Source organism: Streptomyces albidus (ex Kaewkla and Franco 2022) (genome assembly GCF_013870515.1).
Classification (GTDB): Bacteria; Actinomycetota; Actinomycetes; order Streptomycetales; family Streptomycetaceae; genus Streptomyces; species Streptomyces albidus.
In genome coordinates this window covers 1-12347 of the sequence record NZ_JACBXA010000179.1, presented here as the reverse complement: position 1 = coordinate 12347, position 12347 = coordinate 1, and the positions used below count along the sequence as shown (strand labels likewise).

The 12347-nt window shown below is 69.9% G+C and carries 10 protein-coding genes; all 10 read left to right on the top strand.

From position 1 onward, the window contains the following. Positions 1-106: 106 nt before the first annotated feature. The gene (locus tag H5J26_RS22225) at positions 107-1342 is read left to right on the top strand and encodes an acylneuraminate cytidylyltransferase (RefSeq protein WP_181767698.1); all 1236 of its coding nucleotides are present in this window, start codon (positions 107-109) and stop codon (positions 1340-1342) included. Between the two features lie 67 nt (positions 1343-1409). Beyond that, entirely contained in the window at positions 1410-2339 is a 930-nt protein-coding gene (locus H5J26_RS22220) for an N-acetylneuraminate synthase family protein (RefSeq protein ID WP_181767697.1), read from the top strand. A 120-nt stretch (positions 2340-2459) separates the two neighbouring features. Further along, positions 2460-3917, top strand: coding sequence for a hypothetical protein (locus tag H5J26_RS22215; RefSeq protein ID WP_235980923.1), 1458 nt, complete (start codon positions 2460-2462; stop codon positions 3915-3917). Between the two features lie 117 nt (positions 3918-4034). Continuing rightward, on the top strand, positions 4035-5330 hold the full coding sequence (locus tag H5J26_RS22210) for an amidohydrolase (RefSeq protein ID WP_181767696.1): 1296 nt from the start codon (positions 4035-4037) through the stop codon (positions 5328-5330). Positions 5331-5631: 301 nt separating this feature from the next. Next, positions 5632-6663, top strand: coding sequence for a BMP family lipoprotein (locus H5J26_RS22205; RefSeq protein WP_181767695.1), 1032 nt, complete (start codon positions 5632-5634; stop codon positions 6661-6663). Between the two features lie 182 nt (positions 6664-6845). After that, a complete protein-coding gene (locus H5J26_RS22200; RefSeq protein ID WP_181767700.1) occupies positions 6846-8507 on the top strand; it encodes an ABC transporter ATP-binding protein in 1662 nt (553 codons plus the stop codon). Continuing rightward, positions 8504-9634, top strand: coding sequence for an ABC transporter permease (locus H5J26_RS22195; protein WP_309238020.1), 1131 nt, complete (start codon positions 8504-8506; stop codon positions 9632-9634). Before H5J26_RS22200 ends, H5J26_RS22195 begins: the two co-directional genes overlap by 4 nt. Further along, positions 9631-10977, top strand: a complete 1347-nt coding sequence (locus H5J26_RS22190) for an ABC transporter permease (protein WP_309238019.1) — start codon at positions 9631-9633, stop codon at positions 10975-10977. Before H5J26_RS22195 ends, H5J26_RS22190 begins: the two co-directional genes overlap by 4 nt. Then, positions 10974-11390, top strand: a complete 417-nt coding sequence (locus tag H5J26_RS22185) for a cytidine deaminase (RefSeq protein WP_181767694.1) — start codon at positions 10974-10976, stop codon at positions 11388-11390. The genes H5J26_RS22190 and H5J26_RS22185 overlap by 4 nt, the downstream gene beginning before the upstream one ends. Before the next feature lie 148 nt (positions 11391-11538). Continuing rightward, on the top strand, positions 11539-12347 hold an 809-nt coding region (locus tag H5J26_RS22180), incomplete at its 3' end, for a thymidine phosphorylase (RefSeq protein ID WP_181767693.1).

Sequence of the window (12347 nt, the reverse complement as noted above, 5' to 3'; positions counted from 1 at the left end):
CGGCACGGGGTCCAGCGCGTGGCGCCCGTCATCCGGCGGATGGGGGAGCTGTGAGCAGCCACCACGACGCGCGCCTGGACACCCCGATCACCTCCGAGGAGCAGACATGAGCGAGTTGTTCGAGAGCCGGTCGGGGACCCGCTGCGTGGTCGCCGTGATTCCCGCCCGCGGAGGGTCGAAGGGCGTGCCCGCCAAGAACCTCGCCACGGTGGGCGGGGAGCCGCTGGTCACCAGGGCCGTACGGGCGTGCCTGGACGCGGAGTTGGTGACGGACGTGGTCGTCTCCACGGACGACTTCGGCATCTCCGCCGCCGCACGTGCGGCAGGCGCGCAGGTCGTCGAGCGGCCCGCGGAGATAGCCGGTGACACCGCCACGAGCGAGGCAGCAGTGCTCCACGCCGTGGACACGCACGAGTCACGCTCGGGGTATGCCGCCGACGTCGTGCTGCTCGTGCAGTGCACCAGCCCGTTCATCACCCGCGGCGACATCGACGCCGTGGCGGGCGCGGTCGTCGAAGGAGGCGCGGACAGCGCTCTGACGGTCGCCCCGTTCCACGGCTTCATCTGGCGCGACGGGGCGGACGCGCCGGGAGCCGGCGAGGACGGCGGCACCGGCGGCGGAGTCGGCGTCAACCACGACAAGGCGTTCCGTCCCCGCCGCCAGGACCGCCCGCAGGACCTGCTGGAGACCGGCGCCGCGTACGCGATGGACGCCGCGGGCTTCCGCAAGTCCGGCCACCGCTTCTTCGGCCGCACCGAACCGGTGCGTACCGACCCCGCACGGGTCCTCGAGGTCGACGACCCGCACGACCTCGCCCGTGCCAGGGCGCTCGCGCCGCTCCTCGACGAGGCGCAGCCCCGCACACAGCCCTCCCGCGACGACGTCGACGCGGTGGTACTCGACTTCGACGGCACCCAGACCGACGACAGGGTGCTGATCGACTCCGAAGGACGGGAACTGGTCGCCGTGCACCGCGGCGACGGACTCGGCATCGCCGCACTCCGCCGCGACGGGCTGCAGATGCTGATCCTGTCCACGGAGGTGAACCCGGTCGTCCGGGCACGGGCCGACAAGCTCAAGATCCCCGTGCTGCACGGCATCGACCGGAAGGACCTCGCACTCAAGCAGTGGTGCGAGGAGCGGGGCCTGACCCCCGAGCGCGTGCTCTACGTCGGCAACGACGTCAACGACCTGCCCTGCTTCAACCTCGTCGGCTGGCCCGTCGCGGTCGCGGGGGCGCACGACGTGGTGCGCGAGGCGGCACGTGCTGTCACCACGACGGCCGGAGGCTCCGGCGCGATCCGCGAGATCGCCTCGTGGCTTCTCGGACCGTCCCTGTGAGCCGCCTCCGCGCGGCCCCCTGTACCTCACTCACGAAGTGACCCACTGAAGAGAGAGACCCATCCAGATGAGCACCAACCGACTGCGCACCCTCGGTGAGAAGACCGTCGGCCCCGGAAACCCCGTCTACGTCACCGGCGAGATCGGCATCAACCACAACGGCGAGCTCGAGAACGCCTTCGCGCTGATCGACGCCGCCGCCGAAGCGGGCTGCGACGCAGTGAAGTTCCAGAAGCGCACCCCCGAGGTGTGCACCCCGCGCGACCAGTGGGAGATCGAGCGGGACACCCCCTGGGGCCGCATGACCTACATCGACTACCGGCACCGGGTCGAGTTCGACGAAGAGGGCTACCACGCGATCGACGAGCACTGCGCGAAGCGCGGCATCGACTGGTTCGCGTCCCCGTGGGACGTGGAGTCCGTGGCCTTCCTGGAGAAGTTCGGCGTACCCGCCTACAAGGTGGCCTCGGCCTCGCTGACCGACGACGAGCTGCTGCGGGCCATGCGCTCCACCGGCCGTACGGTCATCCTCTCCACCGGCATGTCGACGCCGAGGCAGATCCGGCACGCGGTCGAGGTGCTCGGCAGCGCGAACATCGTTCTCTGCCACGCCACTTCGACGTACCCGGCCAAGGCCGGCGAGCTCAACCTGCGGATGATCCACACCCTGCAGAACGAGTTCCCGAACGTCCCGATCGGCTACAGCGGTCACGAGACCGGTCTGCAGACCAGCCTCGCCGCCGTCGCCCTCGGTGCCTGCTTCGTCGAGCGGCACATCACCCTCGACCGCGCCATGTGGGGCTCCGACCAGGCGGCCTCCGTCGAGCCGGGCGGCCTCCAGCGCCTGGTGCGCGACATCCGCACCATCGAGGAGTCGCTCGGCGACGGCGTGAAGAAGGTCTACGACAGCGAGCTGAAGCCGATGGAGAAGCTCCGCCGCGTCAAGGGGGTCGTCGCGGAGGCCGAGGAGGCCGACCGCGAGCCCGTCACGGTGTGACGAAGCAAGGGAGAAGCAGCCTTGACCCGACCTGACGGGCGCGAGCCCGAGCACGCCGGCCCGGCCCTCGGGACCGCGCCCGCCCTGGAGACGGCGAGGGCGAACGCCGCCCCGCGCCGTCTGCGAGGGGTGGTCCGCAGACGGGCCGGCGGCACGCTCGCGTTCGTCGAGAGCCCGGTCCAGCTGCTCAACGTCCTGGAGTGGGCGCACCAGGACGGGACACTGACGACGGTCACCTCAGCGAAGGCCGGGTCCGATGCGGCCCGGTCCGATGCGGCCGGGTCCGGCCCGGCCGCGGAGCCCGGCGGAACGGGCGAGGACACCTCCGCCCTCGCGGGGTTCGAGGCCGGTGCGGCCACCGCGAGCGCACCGGACCTGACCATCGTCGTGCTCTCCCCGCACGACCCGATGACCCGCGGCCAGCTGCGCCGCGTCGCGGAGCTGGCAAGGGACGAGGGCATCGCCGTGCGCTGGGAAGAGGCACGCGGCGGTGCCACCGCGCCCGTCAAGACCATCGGCTCGCTCGCCGGCGAGCTGCGCCGCGCACGACGCGTCGTCATCGGAGACCCCTTCTCCCGGTACGTGCAGCTGCTGCTCACCCTCACCGCAGCCCGCAGAGTCGTCGTGGTCGATGACGGCACCGCCACGATGGAGTTCGTCTCCCAACTCGCCCACGGGGAGCGCCTGGTGCGCTGGCACCGCAAGGGTTCGGGCGGGGTGCAGGCAACCCTTTTCGCGCCGTTCTCCCGTCGGGCGCGCGCCCGCCTCACGCCCGGTGTGCCCGGCGGACGCGGCGCGAAGCGCGCTCCCGACGCGCAACCGCGCGTCGAGATCTTCAGCTCCATGCCCGTGGACGCGTCCGCGGGGCGGCTGCGGGAGCTGGGCGTCGACGTCACCGCCAACGACTTCGCCTGGACCCGCGCCCGCTTCGGGCCGCCACGGCTGACCCGCGGCACGGACCTCGTCGGCACCTCACTCGTGGAGACCGGAGTCGTGGACCTGGAGCGCTACCTGGAAGCCGTCTCCTCACTCGCCCGTACGCACGGGGCCACCCGGTACTTCGCGCACCGCCGCGAGAGCAGCGACAAGCTCCAGAGGGTGACGGCCGCCACCGGCCTGGAGATCGTCCGTCCCGACCTTCCGCTGGAACTGGTCGCCCGGCGTGGCCCCATCGGCCGTACGATCCTCAGCTTTCCGTCCACCGTGGTGCACACCCTGCCCCTCGCGCTTGCCGGTACGCCGGTCTCGGTTGCGGTATGCGAGGTGGAGCGGGAGTGGCTGACGGAGGGTGCCTCACCGCGGGCGGAGGGGTTCCTCTCAGGCGTCACCGGAACCGCGCGCAACGTGCGCAGGCTGGGAGCGGCGGGGACGGCCTCGGCATCCTCCGAGGCCGAGGCCGGAGCTGCTGCCGTAGGAGATGGAACACCCGGAAGCGGAACGCCCGGGGCGGACGGAACGCGCACCTGGACGGCAGGTGGCGGGGCGAGCAGGAATGCGGAGTCAGGCCGGGCGAGCGGCCCGGAGGAGGTCCCGGCGCGGCCTTCGATGTCGCCTGGCGCAGGCCGAGCGAACGCATAGCTATACCCACCGTCATTCGGACATAATCGTCCCGCACCAAGATTTTCGGTCGCCTGAGGGGCTGAACTTTGCGGGATCGGCTGTATGCAGTGGCCTGAATGCGCCTACCCTGCGGATATGAACAGAGTCCTGTCCCCCGAGCCGGAGGTGGACCCAACCGGCGAAGCCGCAGTCGAAGCAGCCCTGCTGGGCGTGGTACCGGAGCTTCCCGGCAGACTTGCCGACGCGCTTCGCGACGAACTCGTCGCCTTCCGTCGCGACCTGCACATGCATCCGGAACTGGGCAACCAGGAGTTCCGTACGACGGCCGCCATCAAGTCCCGACTGGAGAAGGCCGGGCTGCGGCCCCGGACCCTCCCGATGGGCACCGGCCTCATCTGCGACATCCACCCCGGTCTCGCCGACCGCTGGGAGGGAGTCCGCCCGATGCTGGCGCTGCGCGCCGACATCGACGCACTCCCCATTCCGGACACGAAGGCGGTCCCGTACCGCTCCACCGTCCCGGACCGCGCGCACGCCTGCGGGCACGACGTACACACCACCGTCGTGCTCGGTGCCGGGCTCGTGCTCGCCGACCTCGCTCGCGCGGGGCACCTGACGCGCTCCGTGCGTCTGCTCTTCCAGCCCGCCGAGGAGGTGCTGCCCGGCGGCGCCACCGATGCCGTCGACGGCGGCGCACTCGACGGCGTCGGCCGCATCCTGGCCGTGCACTGCGACCCCCGCGTCGACGCGGGGCGTATCGGACTGCGACCCGGTCCGATCACGTCCGCCTGCGACCGCGTCGAGGTCGCCCTCAGCGGCCCCGGCGGCCACACCGCACGCCCGCACCTGACCACGGACCTGGTCACCGCGGCGGCGAAGCTGGTCACCGAGGTTCCCGCCCTGCTATCGCGCCGCGTCGACGCCCGCGCCGGCCTCGCCCTCACCTGGGGACGCATCGAATCCGGCCACGCCTGCAACGTGATCCCGCAGCGGGCGGAGCTGTCCGGCACCCTTCGCTGCCTGGAGCTCGACGCCTGGCGGGAGGCGCCCGACATGGTGCACGCCGCCATCGACGAGGTGGCCACGCTGCACCGCGCCAAGTCGGAGATCACGTACGTGCGCGGAGTGCCGCCCGTCGTCAACGAGGCCGTCACGACGGAGCTGTTGCGCAACGCGATGACGGCCCGGCGTGGCGCGCCCGCCGTCGAGGACACCGAACAGAGCCTGGGCGGCGAGGACTTCTCCTGGTACCTGGAGCACGTGCCGGGTGCGATGGCCCGGCTGGGCGTGCGTAAGCCCGGCGACCGTCACCCCCGTGATCTGCACCAGGGCGACTTCGACGCGGACGAGCAGGCGATCACCGTCGGCGTCGAGCTCTTCACGGCGGCCGCTCTCATGGACACCCCGAGGGAAGCCTCCGCCGGCCAGTGACGTCAGGCCCGACGTAAGGATCGTGCCGCCGGCCCCGGACCTCCTCCGGGGCCGGCTCGCTGCGCACCGGCCGATCCCGCTCCGGGTCAGGCGCTCCCTCGGCTCCACGAGGCTTCCCGAGCGCTGGAAAACGGGGGTGCGATCCCTGGTTCCGCCCGGTTTCAGCGGAGTCGCATGCGGCCCTTGGCACCGATCCGATAACGGCATTCCGGCAAGTCTTTACGTGCAATCTACGCGCGTTAATCTGTGCCGGAAGCCAGCGCCGGAAGTGGCGCTTCCAAGAGCCGAAGGGGACGTCCTCTTGCGTCGGGTAACCAAGTTTGCCGCCGCGGTCACCACTACCGCGGCCCTCGCTCTGACCGCCACCGCGTGCGGTGAGAGCTCCACTGACTCCGCCGGCAAGAAGGACAAGGGTGTCGGCCTGGCATTCGATGTCGGCGGCCGCGACGACCACTCCTTCAACGAGGCGGCTGCCCGTGGCCTGGACAAGGCCGAGAAGGAACTCGGTGTCGGCTCCAAGGAGCTGACCGCGGGCAACGACGAGACCGAGGCGGACCGCGAGCAGCGGATAACCTCGCTGGCCGAGGCGGGCTTCAACCCCGTCATCGGTGTCGGTTTCGACTACGGCAAGTCCATCAACAAGGTCGCCAAGAAGTTCCCGAAGACCACCTTCGGCGTCGTGGACTCCCCCTCGGAGAACAAGAACGTCGCCGGTCTCGTCTTCGCCGAGCAGGAGGCGTCCTACCTTGCGGGCGTCGCCGCCGCGAAGAAGACCAAGACCAAGGAGGTCGGCTTCATCGGCGGCGTCAACAACGCGCTGATCCAGAAGTTCCAGGCGGGCTTCGAGCAGGGTGTGAAGGAGACCGACCCGAAGGTCAAGGTCACCTCGCAGTACCTGTACCCGACCAACACCAAGGGCTTCAACGACCCGGCCGCCGCCAAGGACAAGGCCAAGGGCATGCTCGACGCGGGCAACGACGTGATCTACTCCGCCGCGGGCCAGTCCGGTGCCGGTTCGATCGAGGTCATCAGCAAGAAGAAGGGCACCTGGGCGATCGGGGTCGACTCCGACCAGTACGAGCAGCCCGGCCTCGCCAAGTACAAGGACTCGATCCTCACCTCGGCCGTCAAGAACGTCGACGTCGCCGTCTACGACCTCGTCAAGAGCGTCAAGGACAAGAAGCCGATGAAGGGCACCACCGCCTTCGACCTCAAGGAGGACGGCGTCTCGCTGGCCACCTCGGGCGGATTCATCGACGACATCCAGAGCGACATCGACAAGGCCAAGAAGGAAATCGTCGACGGCAAGATCAAGGTCAAGGACACCCCGTGACCCAGCCGTCGGCCGGGCTCAGTGCCTGACCGACGGTGTTCCGGCCCCCGGGCCGGAACGCACCGGCAGTCCCGGAACGGATCGGGCGTATCCACAGGCAACGGCCCTGCGGATGCGCCCGACCCCGTCCCCGGGGTGGTCACGGCCGGCGGGCGCGTCCGGCAGGACGCCCTCGGCATGAGCTGAACCCTCCACCGAGCAGCGGCGTTTCAGGAGAGTGCGTCATTTCAACGTCCAGCAGCAGTCCACCGGCGGCGGCCGGCACCGCGTCGGGGCCGGCCGTCGAACTGCACGGCATCACCAAACGGTTCCCCGGTGTCGTGGCCAACCACGACATCCACTTCGCCGTGCGCCGCGGCACCGTCCACGCCCTCGTCGGCGAGAACGGCGCGGGCAAGTCGACCCTGATGAAGATCCTCTACGGCATGCAGAAGCCGGACGAGGGCACCATCGCCGTCGACGGCGAGCAGGTCTCCTTCGCCGGTCCGGCCGACGCCATCGCGCGCGGGATCGGCATGGTGCACCAGCACTTCATGCTCGCCGACAACCTCACGGTCCTGGAGAACACGGTGCTCGGCGCCGAGGCCCTCCACGGCATCGGGGGGCAGGCCCGCAAGAAGATCAAGGAACTCTCGGACGCGTACCGGCTCAACGTGCGCCCCGACGTGCTGGTCGAGGACCTCGGCGTCGCCGACCGGCAGCGGGTGGAGATCCTCAAGGTCCTCTACCGCGGCGCCCGCACCCTGATCCTCGACGAGCCCACCGCCGTCCTGGTCCCGCAGGAGGTCGAGGCACTCTTCGACAACCTGCGTGATCTCAAGGCCGAGGGCCTGACCGTGCTGTTCATCTCGCACAAGCTGGGTGAAGTGCTCTCCGTGGCCGACGACATCACCGTCGTACGGCGCGGCACCACCGTGGCCTCCGTCAAGCCGGAGGAGACGAACCCAAAGCAGCTCGCCGAGTTGATGGTCGGCAGTGAACTGCCCTCGCCGGAGACGCGCGAGTCGACCGTCACCACCGCGCGGATGCTGAGCGTCGACAAGCTGCGGCTGTCCGCCACGGACACCGACGGAGCCGTACGGACCGTGCTCGACGACATCGCCTTCACCATCCACAAGGGCGAAGTCCTGGGCGTGGCAGGCGTCGAGGGCAACGGGCAGGCCGAACTCGTCGAAGCCGTCATGGGGATGCGCGAGCCCGACACCGGCACCGTCACTCTCGACGGCGCCGACATCACGGCCCGCTCCACACGCGAGCGCCGAGAGGCCGGCATCGGCTACATCCCGGAGGACCGGCACCGGCACGGGCTGCTCCTGGAGGGCACGCTCTGGGAGAACCGCATCCTCGGCCACGTCACCGAAACCCCCAACAGCAAGGGGCAGTTGCTCGATCTGGCGGGTGCGCGGGCGGACACCGCCCGCATCGTCGCCGAGTACGACGTGCGCACACCCGGCATCGAGGTCACCGCGGCCTCGCTCTCCGGCGGCAATCAGCAGAAGCTGATCGTCGGGCGGGAGATGAGCCACAATCCCAAGCTGCTCATCGCCGCACACCCCACCCGCGGCGTCGACGTCGGCGCGCAGGCGCAGATCTGGGACCAGATACGTGAGGCCCGGCGTGCGGGACTCGCCGTACTGCTGATATCCGCGGACCTGGACGAGCTGATCGGCCTCTCGGACACCCTGCGGGTGATGTACCGAGGCCGTCTCGTCGCCGACGCCGATCCCGCCACCGTCACACCGGAGGAGTTGGGCTCAGCCATGACCGGCGCCGCCAGCGGTCACCTCGAACACACCGAGGACGCAGTCGAGGACGCAGCGCCGGAAGGGGGTGAGTCGCGGTGAACAAGTCGGTGAAGAATTTCGACAAGGACAGGCTGGTCCTGGCCCTCGGTGCGCCGCTGCTCGCGCTCGTCGCGGCGCTCGTCATCACCTCCGCCGTCATCGGCGTGACGGGCAAGGACCCGCTGCACGCCTTCTACGTGATGATCGACTTCGGCTCCAAGAGCGACAGCCAGGTCTGGATCATCAACAAGGCGATCCCGTACTACCTCGCCGCGATGGCCGTCGCCATCGGCTTCCGGATGAACCTCTTCAACATCGGTGTCGACGGGCAGTACCGCATCGCGGCCTTCTTCGCCGCCGTGGTCGGCGGATCGCTGACACTCCCCGGCTTCCTCCAGATCCCGCTCGTCATCATCGTCGCGATGGTGGTCGGCGCGGTCTGGTCCAGCATCGCGGGCCTGCTGAAGGTCACCCGGGGAATCCACGAGGTCGTCACGACGATCATGCTGAACTTCATCGCCGCCTCGACCATCGGCTATTTCCTGCAGGACGGCAGGCTCGCGGTCAAGGACGGCAACCTCTTCCACACCCCGGACATCCCGGCCTCCAGCCACTTCTTCACCATCCCGACCACCCCGGACCCGATCGACGGCACGCTGATCCTGGCCGTGGTGACGGCAGTCGCGTTCTGGTTCGTGCTCGGCCGCACCCGCTTCGGCTTCGACCTGCGTGCCGTCGGCCGTTCCGAGACCGCGGCCTCCGCGAGCGGGGTGAGCGTGAAGCGGATGGTGGTCACTTCGATGGTGCTCTCCGGCACCATCGCCGGCCTGGTCGGCATGCCCACGCTGCTGAACAAGTCGTTCAACTATGGCACCGACTTCCCCGCCGGGATCGGCTTCACCGGCATTGCCATCGCGCTGCTGGGGCGCAACCACCCGATCGGCATGGCGCTGGGCGCACTGCTCTGGGGCTTCCTCGAACGTACCGGCACGCAGCTGGAGTTCGAGGGCTACGCGCAGGAGATCGTCGGCGTGATGCAGGGCGTCATCGTCCTGTGCGTCGTCATCGCGTACGAGGTCGTACGCCGCTACGGGCTCCGCAGGCAACAACGTCAGGTCGGCGAGCAGCTGGCCGCGCAGGCCCGCAGGAGCGACACGAACAAGACCAAGGCTGGGGTGTCCGCGTGACCACGAACATCACTGCCGAGACCGGTGGGAACAGCGCCGGCGCGCAGCGCGACGGCAACGGGAACGGCGGCAAGGGCAAGAAGGACGGCGTCCGCGGCGGAAAACCGGCCGGCGGCAAGCGTCAACTCTCCTATCCTGTCGTGCTGTTGATCATCGCGGGCGGCCTCGTTGCGCTGTCCGTGCTCCGCATGATCACCGGCTCCGACGAGGTCACCTCCAGCGGCCAGTACGCCAGCGCGCTCGCCGCCGCCGTCCCCATCGGCCTGGCCGGCCTGGGCGGCCTGTGGTCGGAACGCGCGGGCGTCATCAACATCGGCCTCGAAGGCATGATGATGCTCGGCGCCTTCGCCGCGGGCTGGATGGGCTGGCAGCACGGCCCCTGGGTGGCCGCGCTCGCCGGAATCATCGGCGGCGCGCTCGGCGGCCTCATCCACGCGATCGCCACCGTCACCTTCGGTGTCGACCACATCGTCTCCGGTGTCGCCGTGAACATCCTGGCGCTGGGCGTCGTGCAGTTCCTCGCCAAGCTGCAGTTCGGTGCGGAGGGCAGCGCGGCCTCGCAGGCGGGCGGCAACGACAAGCAGTCGCCGCCCATGGAGGACATGCCGACCTTCACCGTGCCGGGGCTCGCTGAGGGACTCCAGTCCGTCGAGAAGCACCACTGGTTCCTCGTCTCGGACCTCGCGGGCATCCTCGGCTCGTTCGTCAGCAACGTCTCCTGGCTGACGGTGCTCGCCGTGGCCCTCTTCGTGGGCAGCTTCTTCGCCCTGTGGCGTTCCTCGTTCGGGCTGCGGCTGCGCTCCTGCGGTGAGAGCCCGATCGCCGCCGAGACGCTCGGCGTCAACGTCATGAAGTACAAGTACGCGGCTGTCACCGTTTCCGGCGCGCTCGCCGGTCTCGGCGGTGCCTTCCTGGCCATCGGCGTCCACATCTACCAGGACCAGCAGACAGGTGGCCGCGGATACATCGGCCTCGCCACCATGATCTTCGGCAACTGGCGTCCGGGCGGCGTGGCCATGGGTGCCGGCCTGTTCGGCTTCATGGACGCGCTGCAACTGCGCGGAGGCGGCCCGACCGTCCACGCGCTGCTGCTGCTCGTCGCGGTGCTGCTGGCGGCGCTGGCCTTGTGGAAGCTGCGCCAGGGCGGCCTGATCCAGGCGGCGCTCAGTGGCGTCGTCGCTGTCGGGCTGCTCGTGTGGTATCTGGTGACGGACACCGTTCCCCTGGAGTTCGTCGAGATGAGCCCGTACATCACCACCCTGCTGGTGCTCTCGCTCGCCGCTCAGCGGCTGCGACCCCCGAAGGCCATCGGCAGGTCCTACCGCAGAGGGCAAGGCACATGACGAGCGACCCGGTCGACTCCTCGGACGTCGACTGGGCCGCGCTACGGGCCGCGGCCCGGGACGTGATGACCCGGGCCTACGCTCCCTACTCCGACTTCCCGGTCGGTGCCGCCGCACTGGCCGACGACGGCCGTACGGTCACGGGCTGCAACGTGGAGAACGCCGCGTTCGGGGTCGCCCTGTGCGCGGAGTGCGGGCTGATCTCGTCGCTGATCGCCTCTGGCGGTGGGCGGCTGACCGCGTTCACCTGCGTCGACCGGCACGGCGAGGTGCTGATGCCGTGCGGCCGCTGCCGCCAGCTGCTGTGGGAACACGGCGGCCCGCAGCTGCTGATGGAGACGACGCGCGGCGACGTACGGCCACTGGCCGACCTGCTTCCCGACGCGTTCGGGCCGTCCGACCTCAAACGCTGACGGGGGCGCGCACACGACGCGGCCCCCAGTCCTTTCGTGCGGATCCGTCCGCACCCGACGCTGCCCGGATACTCCGGGCGCGTCCCCCGTCCGTGTCGTCAACGACCGCGCACGGTTCCATGCCCTGTGTGAAGGAGACTCCAGCTTTATGACCATGGACGTCATCTCCGTCATCCGTACGAAGCGTGACCGCGGCGCGCTCACCGACGAGCAGATCGACTGGGTGATCGACGCGTACACGCGCGGCGAGGTCGCCGACGAGCAGATGTCGTCGCTCGCCATGGCGATCCTGCTCAACGGAATGTCGCGTCCGGAGATCGCCCGCTGGACAGGGGCAATGATCAAGTCCGGTGAGCGGATGGACTTCTCGTCCCTGACCCGCCCCACCGCCGACAAGCACTCCACGGGCGGCGTCGGCGACAAGATCACGCTGCCTCTCGCCCCGCTCGTCGCCGCCTGCGGCGCAGCCGTGCCGCAGCTCTCCGGCCGCGGCCTTGGCCACACCGGGGGCACGCTGGACAAGCTGGAGTCCGTCCGCGGCTGGCGGGCCGCCCTCAGCAACGACGAGATGCTCGGCGTCCTGCGCGACGTGGGCGCCGTCATCTGTGCGGCGGGCGACGGGCTGGCGCCCGCGGACAAGAAGCTCTACGCGCTGCGCGACGTCACCGGCACGGTCGAGTCCATCCCGCTCATCGCGAGCTCCATCATGAGCAAGAAGATCGCCGAGGGCACGGGCTCACTGGTGCTGGACGTGAAGGTCGGCTCGGGCGCGTTCATGAAGTCGCTCGACGACGCTCGCGAACTGGCTTCCACCATGGTCGAGTTGGGCAACGACCACGGTGTGCGGACGCGGGCCCTGCTCACCGACATGGCCACGCCGCTGGGCGTCACCGCCGGCAACGCGCTCGAAGTACGCGAATCCGTCGAGGTGCTGGCGGGCGGCGGCCCGGCCGACGT